Source organism: Kribbella sp. NPDC055110 (assembly GCF_053607525.1).
Map to the genome: position 1 here is coordinate 130462 of NZ_JBSGTS010000001.1, position 15774 is coordinate 146235.

The window sequence follows — 15774 nt, forward strand, 5'->3', positions numbered from 1 at the left end:
AGACGCGGTGTGGTGAGGCTGTGTCCGTGGAGGCCCGTGGAAGCACGGTCGGCCACACCGGTTGGCCCATCGCATCGAGGAGCGTGCCATGGTCACGAACACCCCTGGTGTCTACATCGAGGAGCAAGCCGCCTCCGGGCCGATCGCCGGGGCGGGAACCAGCACGGCGGCGTTCCTCGGAGCCGCGGAGAAGGGAGACGTCGCGACGCCGGTGCGCGTCGGCAACCTGACCAGGTTCACCGAGCAGTTCACGACCTCCGCGTCGCCGCCGACGGCGTACCGCGACCTGGTGCTGGCCGTGCGCGGGTTCTTCGAGAACGGTGGTAGGTCGGCCTACATCGTGCGGGTCAGCGCGGGCGGGACGGCCGCGAGCCTCGACGTACCGGACCGCGGCGAAGGGGACGACGCGAGGACGGCGCTTGTGGTGACCGCGCTCGAGGAGGGCTCCGCCGGCAACGACATCACGGTCGCGGTGGCCCAGGGCTCCAGCGACGACACGTTCACGCTTGTGGTCAACGGGCCGGGCTACGCCAAGGAGACCTTCAAGGACCAGACGCTCGACGCGGACTCCTTGGCCGCCATCGACTCGGCACTGGTGAAGGTGTCGCTGCCGGACCGGGCCACGCTGCGCAACGACGCCTCGCGGATGCCGGACCCCGTCGACGCGACGAACCTGGAGGGTGGCACCGACGACAATCCCGGGGTGCTGACCGACGCCGACTGGCAGGCCGGGCTCACCGCCTTGGGCAAGATCGACGACGTCAGCCTGGTGTGTGCCCCCGGGGTGAGCACGAAGACGATCCAGCAGGCGTTGGTGAAGCACTGCAGGGATCAGGGCCGGTTCGCGATCCTCGACTCGGCCCAGACTGCGACCACCGCGAGCGTCCTCACCCAGCGGGCCGATGTGGAGTCCGACCGCGGTTTCGCGGCGCTCTACTTCCCCTGGCTGACGGTCGCTGACCCGACGGCCACCACCCCAGGCGCGAAGCCGATCCTGGTGCCTCCCTCGGGACATGTCGCCGGCGTCTACGCCCGGGTCGACGCCGAGCGTGGGGTGCACAAGGCGCCCGCGAACGAGAGCATCAGCGGGGCCCAGGGCCTCCAGTTCCCGCTCGACGACAGCGACCAGGATCCGCTCAACGCTGCGGGCGTCAATGTGCTTCGCGTGTTCGCGGGGTCCTCGCGGCCGGTGGTGTGGGGCGCGCGGACGACGGCGAAGGCGGGCGAACTGCCCTGGCGGTACGTCAACGTCCGCCGGCTGATGTCGTTCATCGAGGAGTCCGTCCAGGAGGGCATTCGGTGGGCGGTCTTCGAGCCGAACGACCTCCGCCTGTGGAAGCGGCTCGAACGCACGGTCACCGAGTTCCTGACCCGCGTGTGGGCCTCGGGCGCACTCTTCGGGGCGTCGGCGGATGAGGCGTTCTACGTCAAGATCGACGAGGAGCTGAATCCGTCGCCCGTGCGCGACCTGGGACAGGTCGTCATCGAGATCGGCGTGGCCCCGGTGAAACCAGCAGAGTTCGTGAGGGTGCGGATCGGGCTCTGGTCCGGTGGCGCCCAGGCCGAGGAGGGCTGAGCCATGGTGACCGGTGCACGGGTCGACCCGTATGTGAGCTTCAACTTCCTGGTCGAGCTCGACGGCATCATCCAGGCCGGCTTCCGCGAATGCAGCGGGCTGGAGTCGACCACCGAGGTGATCGACCACCGGCAGGGCGGCGACAACACGACCGTCTACAAGCTGCCCGGCAAGACCAGCTACTCCGACATCACGTTGAAGTGGGGCCTCACCGACTCCCGGGAGCTCTACGACTGGCGCCGCAGCGTGATCTCCGGACGCGTGCAACGCAAGAGCGGCTCGATCGTGGTCTACGACCTGGCCCACCAGCTGGAGGTCGTCCGCTGGAACTTCAGCAGCGCCTGGCCGACGAAGTGGGACGGCCCGACGCTGAACGCCATCGGCAACGAGGTCGCCGTGGAGTCGCTCGTGCTCGCGCACGAGGGCATCGTCCGGGTGTAGCGGCGATGCTCCAGATCGAGTACGACTTCGAGTTCCGAGCGGGGTACGTCGACTCCGCCGGCACGCTGCACCGCGAGGGCGTGATGCGGCTGGCCACCGCGGCCGACGAGATCCTGCCGATGAAGGACCCGCGGGTTCTCGCGTCGCCGGCGTACCTCGTCGTGATCCTGCTCTCGCGGGTGGTGACGAGGATCGGCACGATCACCGAGATCAACCCGTCGGTGATCGAAGGACTCTTCGCGCAGGATCTCGACTTCCTGCTGGAGCTGTACAACGACGTCAACGGCCTGGCGTCCCGCACCCTCGTGATCTCCTGCCCCAACTGCGAGCAGCGGTTCACCACGGCGGTGCCGCCGCCGGGGGAATCGTCGGCTACCCCTTGGACCGGGTCTACCAAGAGGTCGCCCTCCTCGGACAGCGTGTCCACTGGACCCACGGTGAGCTCATGAGCCTCGACCATGCCGAGCGACGTCGATGGCTCGACACAGTCCTGTCCCTGGAAGCGGACTCGTCGTGACGCCGCGCCCAGCCCCCTACCCGACCCTGGGCCGCCAGGTAGAGCACTTGGCACGGCAGCTCATCGCGCAGCGGACGAAGGTGCTCGCACTCCAGGAGTCCGCGCTGCGTGGGCGACTGCTGGCTCCGCGACCTGTCCGGTCGCGGATCGAGGTACGCGTGCCACCCGTCGGCGAGGTGCGTCCGTCCGCGATGGGTTGGGGCGACACCAGTCCGGAGCAGCCGCAGCCCCCTGCTCCGCGGGTTGCCCTGTGGGCGGCACCCGACAGCATGTCTGCGGGATCTCCCGAGGTCGAGCCCGTCGTCGTACCTGCTCAGGCGTCGTACGCGCGCGAATCGGTGGCCGGTGGCGCGTTCACCCGAACACGAGCGACGGCGGAGCGGCTGCCGGCTGCGGTCCAGGACCGGCTCCGGCCGACGCTGGGACACGAGGTCGCGGACGTGGTTGTCCACACCGGGGAGGGACCCTCCGCCCTGGCGCGCGGCCGCGGCGCCGACGCCGTCACCGTCGGCACGGACGTCTACTGGGCGGATTGCCCGCCCGCGACAGATCACGCCGGCGACGCGGATCTCCTCCGCCACGAGGTATGGCACGCCGTGCAGTCGACCCGGCCGGGGACCTCCTGGCGACGGTCGACCCCGGCGGGACGCGCGGCCGAGGAGCGACAGGCAGGCGCCTACGCCCAGGCTGTCGATCTCCCGACCGGGCTGTCGCCCACCGTGGCGTACCGCGGTGCACCTGTCGGGAACCTGCCGGCGCCCACGCGCCCACAGCCTGCTGCGGAGACGACGACAGGCCCGTACGGCGTACCTCCTGCGGCCGCGCCCGCCCAGCAGGCCATGCCCGGAGTACGTGATCCCCAGCCTCCTGCCCTTCCGGAGCAGGCCATGCACCCTCCTCGCGCGGTCTCGGCCGAGGCGACATACCAGGAGGTTCTGCGGCAGTTGCGTCGAGACAGGGAGCGGGGAGCGTAGATGGTCACCAACCCCTTCGGCGCGCCCATCACCCCGGCCCTGCTCGCCGGGCCGCTCAGCGGCGCGGAGATCGCCTCGGTGCTCCTGCGCAGGCGGCGCAAGCTCCCCACGGCGGCACGGATACCGGTCGCTCCGGCGCTGGTCATCAACAACCGCACCGGCGCGGCGATCAGCGTGATGTACAACCCCGAGGAGTACCAGCTCGACCACGGCAACGAGATCGCCGAGATCGGCATCCCCGGGCTCGCCGCGTCGCCGGTCCAGTTCGTGCGCGGCCGGGCACGAACCCTGCGGATGGAGCTGTTCTACGACACCTACGAGGTCGGGAACGACGTGCGCGAACACACCCAGCAGATCATCGACCTGCTCGATCCCGACCCGGCCACGCACACCCCGCCGAACCTGCTGTTCCTGATGGGCGGGTTCTCCTTCCCGTGCGTGCTCGTGGACGCGGAGCTCCACACGACGATGTTCCTGGCCGACGGCACGCCGGTCCGCGCGCGGCTCAGGGTGAGCTTCCGGGAGTTCGTGCGGATCGAGACCGAGACCCGGCAGGGCTTCTTCGTCGGACCTCCGACGCTCCACCAGATCGGTCAGCGCGACACCCTGCCCAACCTGGCCGCGACCTATCTGGGCGATCCACGGCGCTGGCGCGAGATCGCCGATGCCAACGAGATCGAGGACCCGCTCGCGCTGCCGCCCGGCGCGCCGCTGGTGATGCGTGCCGGAGGCGGCGCGTGACCGCCGACTACTTCGCGCCCCGCGCGCGGATCGACATCAGCGGCGTCACGCTCGCCGCCGATGTCACGCAACACCTTCTCAGTCTGCGCTACGAGGGTGACGTCGAGCTGGCGCACATGGCCACGATCGTGCTGGACAACGCCGGCAACCGGTTCACCGACTCACCCCTGTTCGACCTCGGCAAGGAGGTCGAACTGTATCTCGGGTACGGCGACGACCTGCGTCCGATGATGCTCGGCAACATCGCCTCCGTGGAGCCGTCCTTCCCGCAGTCGGGGGCTCCGACGATGACGATCGTCGTCTACGACAAGTCCTACCGGCTGCGCCACGACGTACCGGAACGACCGGCGTTCCAGTTCATGAACGACAGCCTCGTCGCGACGCAGATCGCGCTGGAGGCCGGCCTGATCCCGATCGTCGATCCCTCGCCGTTCCCGCCGCACACGCTGCTGCCGCGCAACGCCCCGGACATGGCGATCCTCAAGGAGCGGGCGTTCGAGAATTTCTTCGAGGTGTACGTCGAGTGGGACAGGCTCTACTTCCGGTTCCCGCGGCCCGCGACCGAGGTGCCGGTCCTGGAATGGGGCCGCACCCTCTCCTCCTTCGACCCCCGGTTCTCCCACGCCGACGCCCCGGGGGTGCAGATCGTGCGCGGGTACAACGAGGATCTCGCCCTCGACATCGTGGGCGTGATGACGACGGCCGGGCTCGACCTCGACTCGATCCTCGAACGGCTCGGAGAGGCGGGCGTCGGCGCGCTCGCGTCACTCGGTCGCCGGGTCGTGCGGCACCACAAGGTGAAGTCGCCCATCGACGCCGTGCTCGTGGCCAAGGCGATCCTGCAGGACCTGCTGGAGGGCATGTACGAAGCAACCGGGTCGTGCATCGGGCAGCCCGGCCTGAGGGCCGGGACGTACGTCGAGATCGCCGGCGTCGGGAAGCGCTTCAGCGGCCGCTACCGCCTGAGCAAGGTGACGCACACCTTCGACCAGCAGGGCTACCGGACGGACTTCGCGGTGAATCAGCGCGCGAGCTCGACCGTGCTGGGACTGGTCCGCAAGGCCACCCAGGAGGACCCGCCGCCCGACAAACGTCCTCCGGTGGAAGGGGTCGTGGTGGGCACGGTCCGGGTCGTGGACCCGGTGCAGTACAAGGTCGCCGTCAAGCTCCCGCAGCTCGAGGAGACCGATCTCGTGATCGCACACTGCGCGACGCTCTCGGCCGGCAACGGGCGCGGCACCTACTTCCTCCCGGAGATCAACGACCAGGTGCTGCTGGCTTTCGCCGGGAACGACGTCTCGCAGGCGTACGTGATCGGCAGTCTGTGGAGCCAGATCGACGTCAAGCCGGTGCTGGAGCCGACCGCCATCACGCGGATCCGGTCGCGGACCGGCCACACCCTCACGTTCGACGACGTCAAGTCCCGCCTCTCGATCGAGCATCCGACCGGTGCCACGGTGTCGATCGAGGCCGACGGGTCGGTCGCGGTGGACGCCTTCCGTGACCTGACGCTGTCCGCGCCGCTGGGCACCCTGAAGCTCGCGGCCTCGAAGATCGAGCTGAACTCCGCCGGGGGCATCGACCTGAAGACCTCGAGCGGGGCCATCGCGCTGAGCTCCGACACGGGAGGCGTCGACCTGACCACCCCGGCAGGCAACGTGACGATGCGAGCCACGGCTGTCGCGGTCACGGTGGACACGAACATGAATGTGACCAAGGTGTGAGCCGTGGCCATGGACCCCGTGCTGACGTCAGCGAGCTCGATGCTCTGCTCCCACGCCGCGCCACCGCCACCACCGGGTACGCCGCCGGTCGCCCCGTTCGGCAAGGGAAAGGTCATCGTCCCGCCGGACCCTGCGCTGATGGTGAACGGGGCTGCGGTGCTTACGGTCGGGGGAGCTGCCACGATCAGCGCCAGCTGCACCCAGCCCACCTCGACCGGCCCGCCGCCGACGAAGAAGTGCTCACTGGTGACCAGCTACGAGGGCGGGACGTCGCTGCTGCTGGTGGGTGGGCGGCAGGTGCTGCGGGCGGGGGCCTTCAAGGCCGCCACAGACGGCGTACCGACAGCGACCTTCACCGTGAGCGCGGGTCAGGACGTGCTGCAGGTCCAGACGCCATGAGGAGGGGGAGGACATGACGGTCAGCCAGCGCAGCCAGGACTACTACGGGCGTGGCCCCGCCTTTCCGCTCCGGCTCGGTCCGGCGGGCGGCGTGGCCGAGGCAGCCGGAATCGAGCGGATCGAGCAGTCCGTGCGGATCATCCTCGGCACCCAGCACGGGGAGCGGGTGATGCGGCCGGACTTCGGTGCGAACCTGCGCAGCCTCGCGTTCGCACCCAACAGCCCGGCGACGACCAACCTCGCCCGGCACCTCGTCGCGACCGCGCTCACCCGCTGGGAGCCGCGGATCGCGCTGGAGGACGTCGATGTCGAGAACCTTCCCGAGCAGGGCGTGCTGATCATCTCGATCGCCTACCGCCTCGCCGGCACCTCGACGGCACGCAGCCTGGTCGTGCCGGTCACGATCGGAGGTGGCGCGTGACCGAGCAACCACCCGACATCGACGCACTGTTCCCGCTGACGGGTCCCGAGCGGGTCTCCGAGCGCGGCCGGTTGCTTCCGCCTGACCTGGACGACCGGCGGTGGCAGGACCTGGTCGACGAAGCCGTCGTACGGATCAAGAAGCGCGCGCCGCAATGGACCGACCAGAACCCCAGCGATATCGGCATGGCGCTGGTCGAGCTGTTCGCCTGGCTGACCGAGACACTCATCTATCGGCTCAACCGAGTGCCTGAGAAGCAGTACGTCGCCTTCCTCGGCCTGCTCGGCATCACCCGCGCGCCCCAGAACCCGGCACGGACGCTGCTCACGTTCACGGCTCGGCCAGGTACAGCGGAGATTCCCGCGGGAACTCCGGTGCAGACGCCGGGCACCGAGGCGGTTCCGCCCGTGGTCTTCGAGACCGACGCGGCGCTTCTGGGCAGTGAGCTCGCGGCAGCCGGGACCATGTCCATTGCGCTGCCGAAGGGAGCCGCGCGGGTCTACAAGGACGTCTCGAAGATGTTCGCCGGCGACACGTCCGCAGCACTGGCAGTGGACCTCGGCATCGACGACGCCATCCAGCTGTGCTTGGGTCTGGCCGCACAGCCACAGGTACCGGCCCTGTTCGACGTCTACGTCGAGCCGTTCCGCAGTGCTGTCGACACCACCCTGGGCCAGAATCTCGAGTGGGTCTACTCGGCCGCGGAACAGCTCGATCCCGCCCGCTGGCCAACCCTCGAGGTCATCTCCGACGCCACGGCAGGACTGACGCGTGCGGGTCTCGTCCGCCTCCGCCTTCCGCCGGGGGCGAACTGGGCGACCCAGGACACGACCAAGTGGCCGGCCGCTCCGACGCACTCGGTCACCACCGCGGCACGCTGGCTCGGCGTCCGCGTGGCGCGTCAGAAGGATCCTCTGGACCCGGCGACCAACCCACCGCGGTTGCGGTTGCGCCTGGATCGGATGCTGCTCGGCACCACGACAGCGAGCGCCGTGGCCACGGTCAAGAACGAGGTGCTCGGTCTGGGCGACGGGACTCCGCACCAGGTGTTCGGCTTCGCTCAGCGGCCGATCTACGCCCGGCCGTTCACCGACAGGCCGTACGACCATGTGACGGTCACGGTCGGGGGCGCGACCTGGACGGCCGTCGACTTCTTGCCGGACCGCGCGGGTACGTCGTATCTGCTCGACCCAGTCAGCGGGGAGATCACCTTCGGCGACCACGACGCGGTCGCAGGCACTGGGCAAGGCACCGTCCCGACGCCCGGCCAGCGGATCGAGGCGAGCTATCGCTACGTCAGTGCCGGTGCCAACGGCAACGTTCCGGCGGGGCTGCTCCACGTGCCGACCGCGAACGTCACCGGCGTCACCGGCGTCGTCAACCCGATACCGGCCGGCGGTGGCACGGACGAGGAACCGATCGAGGAGACCAAGCGACGCGCACCGGAACTGCTGCGTCACGGCGACCGAGCGGTGACCGCCGAGGACTACGAGGCGTTGGCGCTCACCGCGTCCTCCGACATCGCCTCGGTCCGATGCCTCGCCCCGCGCCTGACGGGCGGTGCCTCCAGCAGCTGGTGGACGTACGGCGACCTCCAGCGGACTCCCGGAAAGGTGAACCTGATCGTGGTCCCCGACCTGGGCCCCGGAACGCCCAGGCCGGAGCCCTCGCTCGCACTGTCCCGCGAGGTCCACCGGGTTCTCGACCGGCGACGTGACGTCACGGCAGAGCTCGCGGTGCGTGGACCGCGTTATGTCCCGGTGGGCATCAAGGTCACTGTGCAGGTCTTCCAGCGGGCGAAGGACGACGGCCTGATCTCGGGCAAGGAGGACGTCCACAACGCCGTACGGAAGAACATCGAGAAGTTCCTGCACCCGGTGTACGGCGGACGTAGCGGTGCCGGCTGGGCCGTCGGCGAGAGCGTCTTCGAATCCGACGTGTACCAGGCGATCCGGCCCGCCGACCACCTCGGCTACATCAGTGCGCTCGATCTGGTCCTGGAGAAGCCCCTCTACTTCCTGCCCGGAGCCGTCACCGGACAGCGGCCGGTGACCGACGTCATCGACAAGGACGCCAAGCAGGTCAGGATCTTCGACTACGAGCTGGTCTGCCAGGGAAGCATCACGATCACGGGGGAGCTGGAGTCGTGACGAGTGCCTATCTGCGGTACCTGCCACCGGTGCTGTGGGACCACGACGACGGCGGCACGGTCGATCTTCTCGTCGGTGTCGCCGAGGAGATGCTGAGTCGGGCGAACCTGGGTGTCCGCCCTGTGCATGTACCGGAGCCGTCGGGGCTTCCCGCCCACACGCACGGGGGCCTCGAGGGCCGCATCGATCGACTGCACGAGATGCTCGACCCACGAATCGCTCCGGAGCGCTTCCTGCCCTGGCTCGCCGGCTGGGTCGGGCTCGAGGTCCCACCACTCTGGGGTGAGCTGCAGCGCCGCCAAGCAATCGCGAAGATGACCGGGGTATGGCGGCGGCGAGGCAGCGCAGACGGGCTCAGGCGGTTTCTCGAACTGCACACGGTCGCGGCGGTCCGGCCGCGGATCACCGTCGACGACGGCACCAGTGTCTTCCGTACGACGCTCGCTCCCGGGCGCATTGCCGACGTACAGGCGCTGCTGTGCCAGGGCCCCACTCTCGATGCCACCGGCGTCACAGTGGTCTCCGGCGCCGCTCATCCCTTCTGCATCGGGGCCACGCCACAGGGCGACCTGCTCCTCGGAGACAACGGGCTGACAAAGCAGTCCGCGGGCAGGCCACCGGCAGTATGGCGGATCACGCGGAGCGGCGAGTACCGCGACATCGCCGGCGCGCCACCCAAACCGGTACCCCTACCGCTGATCGATCCCTCGGCGCCCCCACCCGCTGAGGGGTCGCCGCCGCCACCCCGGCTGGGACGGCCGGGCGGACTGGTGGTCGACACCGTAGCCGGCGGATGGACGGCGTACGTCCTCGACTCGTTCGCGCTCTACCGGATCTCCTCGAACCAGCTCGACCAGCTGAGCGAGGTGGCAACGGCGCAGGTGCTGAAGCAGGGCAACCTGCCCGAGGTCATGGTGAGCGACGGCCCCGGCCGGCTGCTCATCGTGAACCGGGACACCCGAACGATCATTGAGGTCAACGCAGGGGTCACGCCGATCGTCCTGAAGCGCCACGTGCTGAACTCCACGGACGTCAACCCGCGCGCCGTCGTGGCGGTCGGCCGCGACCTGGTCGTCGCCGACGCCCGCAAGGACTCCTCCGCCGTACCGGCCGACCTGATCTGGGTGAATCGGGCCGACCCGGACCAATGGGCCGAACGCCGGCTGCTGGCGGACGCCGTGAACAACCCGTTGGTATCACCCATGGCCATGCTGGCCGACGGCGACGACCTGCTCGTCCTCGACGCGGGGGTCAGGCCAGTGGCGCCACCTGCCACTGTGCCCTTCAACCGGGTGCGTGCCGAACCCGCGGCCGTCTACCGGGTCCGGCTGGACCGTCGCGAGCCGGTGAAGGTGACCGGCATCGAGCGCGTCACCGAGGCCGGACGGATGTGTCTGCCGCGCGGGATGGTCAAGGTCGGTGACGACCTGTTCGTCTGCGACTCCGGCGAACCGGAGTCAGGTGCCGCGCCGCCGATGCTGCGTGGCCTGCCGTACCAGTTCGGGGTGTTCGTGCACTTCCCGACGCAGAGCACAACGCAGGACGGGCAAGGCCCCGTCATCCGCAGCATCGCCGACCTGGTCAACCGCCAGAAGCCCGCGTCGTCGGCCGCATGGCTCAACTGGAAGCTGATCAACCCGTCGTGAGTCCGGCGAGGGCCGGTTCAGGAAGTAGGTGTTCGAGATGGAGAAGCTGACCCGTACGTCGTACCGGGATCTGGCGGGCGACGAGGGCACGGGTCCGACGTCGCGTCCCGAGAACCTCATCGACCAGGAGAAGTACTACCAACCCCTCGAACGGCTGCATGGCGGGACGCTGCACGAGCCGGGAGTCGCGGCGGGACTCCAGGTATCGGCGACCGTCGGTTCGCCGAAACTGACCGTCTCGCCAGGCGTCGCCTTGGATGCGCGGGGACGGCACATCGCGCTCGCCGAGGGCGGGCTCGCCATCGTCACGCCTCCCACGGCGGTGACCGTTCCGGCCGACGGACTCGTCGTCGGCACGGGCAGCGCCACGGCGGAACGGGTGCTGACGATCGAGTGGGCCGAGACGTTCGACAGGGAAGCGTTCGAGAGTGGCCGCGGCAACGTGTTCCGGTTCAACCACTCGCCCAAGGTCCTGTTGCGACCCGCGACCGAGGTGGGACCCGACCAGGTCGTGCTCGCGGCGGTGTCGCTGCAGAACGGGAACGTCGCCAAGCTGGACGCCGGCGCGCGGACGGGTGCCTGGACGTCGGTGGACAAGGTGCTGCTCCGCCGGCCGGCGGTGCGCGACGCCGCGGGCCGCAAGATCGTGGACGATCCGGTCCTGGGCGAGATCGGCACCAGCGCGGAGGCGGTGTTCGTGCGCGTACCGGCCGGGGGAGAGAACCAGCCGGCGCTCACTCTGTCGGCGAAGCAGGTCCAGGTGCTGACCACCGACGGGCGGGAGGCGCTGGGCGTCGACCGCGCAGGCGGGGAGGTGCGAGCCAGCCGGCTGACCGTGCCTGCATCGGGCCGTCTCGGCGTCGGTACGTCGTCTCCGCAGGCCTCGCTGCAGGTCAAGGGCGGGGCGATCATGCCGGAGGTGGGCAACGGCGCTACCGCCGGGATCCAGTTCCCGGTCGCCGCCGCGGGCGCCGCCGACCAGGCCTATCTCCGCTACCACGTCGCGACCGGAGGGGCGACCCGCCTGGTTCTCGGTGTCGACAGCCAAGCCGGCGATGCCCTGGTCCTCCGTCAGCAGGGTGCCGACCGGTTGACCATCGCGCAGGGCAAGGTCGGCATCGGTACGTCGTCCCCGCAGGGCGCACTGCAGGTGAAAGGCGGCCCGATCACTCCGGAAGTGGGATCCGGTGAAGCCGGCATCATGTGGCCGCCGAACCCTGGCGGAGGTGCCGCCGATCGTGCCTACATCCGGTACTCCGTCCTCTCGGGTGAAAGCACCCGCCTGGAAATCGGCAACGACAACGACGCCGACGATGTGGTCGTGCTCCGCCAAGGCGTCACCGATCTGATGACACTGCGCAACCAGTGCGTGGGGATCGGGACGTCCTCCCCGGCGATGTTGCTCGACGTCAACGGCGCAGTCGGGATTCAGGGGCGCGCGGGGTTGCGTTCCGACAGCACCGACTGGCTGACCCTCAACCCCGATCGTGCGTTCACGACCGGTGTGTACACTCCGCTGGCTCTCAACGTCTCCGGCCGGATCACCGCCAACGGGGTTGCCGGCGGCAATCAGAGCCAGGCGATCTGGGGGTCGAGCGACGAGCCGGACGGCACGGGCGTGCAGGGCGATTGCCACAACGGCGGTCTTGCGGCCGGCGTGTACGGGCGCTCGACGACCGGCTACGGCGGCTGGTTCGAGGGCAAGGTGCGTGTTCAGGGAGACATCCTGATCGAGGGCAATTCCCAGATCACCGGCACCAAGGCCGCGGTGATGCGTGGGCGGGACGGCGCAGTTCGCGCGATGTACGCCGTCGAGAGCCCCGACTGCTGGTTCGAGGACTTCGGATTCGGGACCCTGGAGAACGGCCGGGCCGAGGTGACGCTCGACGACGAGTTCGTCGCCCTCATCGGCGAGGGCGACTACCACGTGTTCCTCTCGGAATACGACGCGAACAACGGTATTCACGTTGCCGCCCGACGACAGACCGGGTTCCAGGTTGTGGGCGCCGAGGAGGCGAACAGCCAGTTCAGCTACCGGGTCGTCGCCAAGCGCTACGACGTACAAGTAACCCGCTTCGAGGAGCTCCAACCACCCCCAACCCGGAACCCCCGCGCAGACTTCCCCGAACCGCCCCACGGCCCGACCACACCAGACAGCAGGACCTCGTGACGCACTAGTTGGTCAAGTACTGCGTCGCCGGCCGGTAGACGATGTGGCCGTGAAGTCGCTGGTACCGGAGTTCCACGAGCTGCGGACCGTCATGTCGACCACGGCGCTGCTGATGCAGGCCTTCGCTCTGTCCCGCTACGCGGAACCTACCGACGGCCTGGAAGACGCGACGGCGCCACACGACCGGTGCCACCCGGCTCGTTGCGCCGCGAGTTCGCGGTCGCCGAGGTGGAGTTGGCCGCCGTACGAAGAATCGCGGCCGCACGTGGAGTACGCATCACCGATCTCTTGATCGCGCTCCTCGCCGACGGTCTCTCCGCCGTCTCTCCGCCGTCTCGCCGGCGCTCGCGACTCGGAGGCAGCTGAGGTTCTCGGTGACGACAACGGTGCGGACGCGGGACAGCACGCCGGAGGGCAACGCGACGGCCGCGACCCTGATCGAGGTACCCGTCGAGGGACGCCCGTTCGACGAGTTGCTCGCCGAGGCGTCCGCCCGTACCGACCGGGTACGCCGACCTACACGAGCCATGGCCTCCCGATTCGTGATGGCGACGGGTCTCCGTGCCGCACCTGAACCGTTCGCACGCTGGTTCGCACCAGCGGTCTACGGCCCGCGATTCCTGCACGCGGTGGTGTCGAACATCCCCGGACCAACGATCCCGATGACGTTCGCCGGCGTACCGCTCCACACGGCGTACCCGATCCTGCCTCTAGTACCCGGCACCCCACTCGCCATGGGTGCCGTGAGCTGGAACGGCCTTCTCGGCGTCGGCCTAGCAATCGGCAAACACGTAACCGCAAGCGCACTGGCCAACCACCTGTACAAAACCCTCAGCCGACTACGGCCCACGCCGCGATGGAAGGGCTGAGTGTCAGGATTGACAGGTGGATGAGGCTCGCGAACTGCTCGAGACGGAACGACAACAGGCGCTCCGGCGGCTTAAGGATCTGACCGGCGCTTTCAATGAGGTGGTAGCGGCCTCGCGGGACTCCAACGCCGACGACGAGCACGATCCCGAGGGTGCGACCATCGCGTTCGAGCGGTCACAGGTCGCAGCCCTTGCACAGCAGGTCCGGCTCCAGCTGAGAGAGATCGAGACGGCAATCGAGCGGTTGGCGACCGGCACCTACGGAGTCTGCGAACAGTGCAGTCAACCGATCGCCACAGTCCGCCTGCAGGCAAGACCAGCCGCTCGCACCTGCATCACCTGCGCATCCGCAGCCCAGTGAGCGGCGGCAGGGCGGCCGGTACGACGAACCCGTAGTACCGGCTGGTGTTGGGCGCGAAGACCAAGCCATCGAGGTCGGCCGCCGTCGCCGACCTGATTGAGACGCTTGACATACCGGCACCTTAGCCGTGGATGCCGGATGGGAGGTGTCTGGCCGAGGCCCGATCGGGCCGGTGAGTTTGGGTTGGGTGCCGATCTGGGGGCGTTAGATGTTTATCCCCAGCGCGAAGCGGGATGGTGGCTGTTGCGCTGATCATCCAAACACCTGAAGAAGAGGACATTGTGATGCTCGATCCCGTCGTCGACAGAGGTCCGCTGACCGAGACCGATCGCTTCATCTTCGAGTCGTGGGGGTACTTCCTGATTCCGAATGTCCTGACGAAGGACGAGGCCGCCGAGGCGTACGACGTTTCGCGGCGTCTGCACCAGAACCGCGACCGCGAGTTCGGGCAGATCGGCCGGACCTACGAGAGCGAACCGGTTCTCGAGCGGCTCATCGACCATCCCGACGTACTGCCGAAGGTGCAGGGTCTGCTCGGCGACCGGTTCGTGCTGCAGGCGGGCTGGAACACCATGCAGCCGGCGCACGCGGGGAACGGCGGTTGGCACCAGGACGGATCGTCCGCGTTCGACTTCAAGGACCTGGGATACCCGGTTCCGTTGCTTCAGCTCCGCGTGTCGTACCTGCTCACCGATCAGACGGTGCCCGGGATGGGCAACATGGAGCTGATCCCCGGCAGCCACCGGTCGCGGGTCGCCCTACCTGATTCAATCCGTGGGAGCAAGGGCGATATCGCGATCGGCCATGTCGTGTGCGCCGAGGCCGGGGCCGCGCTGGTGTTCCACAACGGCGTCTGGCATCGAACGTTCCGCCACGACGGCGACTACGACCGCTATACGACGCACTACGTCTACAGCCCGCCGTGGGTCCGCCCGGCTGACCGCCTCAGCAACGACCCCGAGTTCCTCGAGCGCACCACGCCGCTGAGGCGCGCCCTGATGGGCGAGTTCGCAAGACCAGACGCCCCGTTCGGCGCCAACTACGACCCGCTCCCGATCTGACGTAGGGACTCGCCGCCCGCCGTGTGGCGACGACGGCGGTCAGTCGCAGGTGTCGCAGATGCCGTTGGCCGGGGTCTGCAGGTTGCATCGGGGGCACTTGTTGATCGGGCGCTCGGCGATCGCGGCCTTGCGGGCTCGCGCGCGGGCGGCGCCGAGCTTCGGCGGGATCATCGCGCTGCCACCGTCGGCCGGCAGGCCGGCCGCTTCGAAGTGACGGTAGCCGGCAAGGCGCTCGTGAGAGGCGTGCACGTCCGCGTCCGGGGGAGTGGTACCTGTTGCTGCACCCACGATTGCGGCGTACCCGTCGAAGACGCTCTCGTCCGGGTTGACGCACAAGGCCGACAGCATCGGTTCACCACGCCGTAGGCTCTCCGCGGACACCTCGGCGAGCACGCCCCCGATCCATTGCCGGGCCGGCTGCTTGGTCTGGATGCCGGTCAGCTGCTGTACGCCGGTGGCGATGTCCTTCTGCTGGACGAGCGCCTGGTACTTCTTGGCTGCGACGAGCAGCATCTCCCGCGCGGCGCCCGCCCACTCGATCCGTGCGGTGGCCATGCCGACATCGGACACCTCGCGCACAGCGCGTTCCGCGGCATTCGGCAGTTCGTGGTCTGGTGCGGCGACATTGAAAGTGGACATTGCGGAGACCCTAACTGCGGAACCTCCAATCGGCGAAACCAGGTGCGAGCCGGTGGGGGTTATGCGGTCGTGGTCGGCTAGCGTC

The 15774-nt window shown here is 69.0% G+C and carries 17 protein-coding genes; 15 read left to right on the plus strand and 2 right to left on the minus strand.

Annotation, left to right across the window (positions count from 1 at the left end):
• Positions 1-88 precede the first annotated feature (88 nt).
• The 14 genes from ACWF0M_RS00600 to ACWF0M_RS00665 all read left to right on the plus strand — a co-directional run bounded on the left by ACWF0M_RS00600 (position 89) and on the right by ACWF0M_RS00665 (position 13989).
• The gene (locus tag ACWF0M_RS00600; protein WP_452233447.1) at positions 89-1576 is read left to right on the plus strand and encodes a phage tail sheath family protein; all 1488 of its coding nucleotides are present in this window, start codon (positions 89-91) and stop codon (positions 1574-1576) included.
• A 3-nt stretch (positions 1577-1579) separates the two neighbouring features.
• The gene (locus ACWF0M_RS00605; protein ID WP_452233448.1) at positions 1580-2017 is read left to right on the plus strand and encodes a phage tail protein; all 438 of its coding nucleotides are present in this window, start codon (positions 1580-1582) and stop codon (positions 2015-2017) included.
• A 5-nt stretch (positions 2018-2022) separates the two neighbouring features.
• Entirely contained in the window at positions 2023-2466 is a 444-nt protein-coding gene (locus ACWF0M_RS00610; RefSeq protein ID WP_452233449.1) for a hypothetical protein, read from the plus strand.
• 115 nt (positions 2467-2581) lie between these two features.
• The gene (locus ACWF0M_RS00615; RefSeq protein ID WP_452233450.1) at positions 2582-3508 is read left to right on the plus strand and encodes an eCIS core domain-containing protein; all 927 of its coding nucleotides are present in this window, start codon (positions 2582-2584) and stop codon (positions 3506-3508) included.
• The gene (locus ACWF0M_RS00620; protein ID WP_452233451.1) at positions 3509-4249 is read left to right on the plus strand and encodes a CIS tube protein; all 741 of its coding nucleotides are present in this window, start codon (positions 3509-3511) and stop codon (positions 4247-4249) included.
• The gene (locus tag ACWF0M_RS00625; protein WP_452233452.1) at positions 4246-5973 is read left to right on the plus strand and encodes a phage baseplate assembly protein V; all 1728 of its coding nucleotides are present in this window, start codon (positions 4246-4248) and stop codon (positions 5971-5973) included. Before ACWF0M_RS00620 ends, ACWF0M_RS00625 begins: the two co-directional genes overlap by 4 nt.
• 3 nt (positions 5974-5976) lie before the next feature.
• Positions 5977-6372, plus strand: a complete 396-nt coding sequence (locus ACWF0M_RS00630) for a hypothetical protein (protein WP_452233453.1) — start codon at positions 5977-5979, stop codon at positions 6370-6372.
• A 13-nt stretch (positions 6373-6385) separates the two neighbouring features.
• Positions 6386-6793 carry a GPW/gp25 family protein gene (locus ACWF0M_RS00635; RefSeq protein ID WP_452233454.1) on the plus strand — a complete coding sequence of 136 codons (408 nt, stop codon included), beginning with the start codon at positions 6386-6388 and terminating at the stop codon, positions 6791-6793.
• The gene (locus ACWF0M_RS00640) at positions 6790-8943 is read left to right on the plus strand and encodes a putative baseplate assembly protein (RefSeq protein ID WP_452233455.1); all 2154 of its coding nucleotides are present in this window, start codon (positions 6790-6792) and stop codon (positions 8941-8943) included. Before ACWF0M_RS00635 ends, ACWF0M_RS00640 begins: the two co-directional genes overlap by 4 nt.
• Positions 8940-10589 carry a phage tail protein gene (locus ACWF0M_RS00645; protein WP_452233456.1) on the plus strand — a complete coding sequence of 550 codons (1650 nt, stop codon included), beginning with the start codon at positions 8940-8942 and terminating at the stop codon, positions 10587-10589. Before ACWF0M_RS00640 ends, ACWF0M_RS00645 begins: the two co-directional genes overlap by 4 nt.
• Before the next feature lie 37 nt (positions 10590-10626).
• Positions 10627-12759, plus strand: coding sequence for a hypothetical protein (locus tag ACWF0M_RS00650; RefSeq protein ID WP_452233457.1), 2133 nt, complete (start codon positions 10627-10629; stop codon positions 12757-12759).
• Positions 12760-12808: 49 nt separating this feature from the next.
• On the plus strand, positions 12809-13051 hold the full coding sequence (locus ACWF0M_RS00655; RefSeq protein ID WP_452233458.1) for a hypothetical protein: 243 nt from the start codon (positions 12809-12811) through the stop codon (positions 13049-13051).
• 82 nt (positions 13052-13133) lie between these two features.
• Positions 13134-13628, plus strand: coding sequence for a WS/DGAT domain-containing protein (locus ACWF0M_RS00660; protein ID WP_452233459.1), 495 nt, complete (start codon positions 13134-13136; stop codon positions 13626-13628).
• A gap of 16 nt (positions 13629-13644) precedes the next feature.
• Positions 13645-13989 carry a TraR/DksA family transcriptional regulator gene (locus tag ACWF0M_RS00665; RefSeq protein ID WP_452233460.1) on the plus strand — a complete coding sequence of 115 codons (345 nt, stop codon included), beginning with the start codon at positions 13645-13647 and terminating at the stop codon, positions 13987-13989.
• On the opposite strand, the gene ACWF0M_RS00670 is transcribed toward ACWF0M_RS00665, so the two are convergent.
• Positions 13964-14101 carry a hypothetical protein gene (locus ACWF0M_RS00670; protein WP_452233461.1) on the minus strand — a complete coding sequence of 46 codons (138 nt, stop codon included), beginning with the start codon at positions 14099-14101 and terminating at the stop codon, positions 13964-13966. The two genes, ACWF0M_RS00665 and ACWF0M_RS00670, sit on opposite strands and share 26 nt — an antisense overlap.
• A 172-nt stretch (positions 14102-14273) precedes the next feature.
• Here ACWF0M_RS00670 and ACWF0M_RS00675 point away from each other — a divergent pair, with 172 nt between their 5' ends.
• Positions 14274-15050: a phytanoyl-CoA dioxygenase family protein gene (locus ACWF0M_RS00675; RefSeq protein WP_452233462.1), complete on the plus strand. Its 777-nt coding sequence runs from the start codon at positions 14274-14276 to the stop codon at positions 15048-15050.
• Positions 15051-15089: 39 nt separating this feature from the next.
• On the opposite strand, the gene ACWF0M_RS00680 is transcribed toward ACWF0M_RS00675, so the two are convergent.
• The gene (locus ACWF0M_RS00680; protein WP_452233463.1) at positions 15090-15689 is read right to left on the minus strand and encodes a hypothetical protein; all 600 of its coding nucleotides are present in this window, start codon (positions 15687-15689) and stop codon (positions 15090-15092) included.
• Positions 15690-15774: the final 85 nt, after the last annotated feature.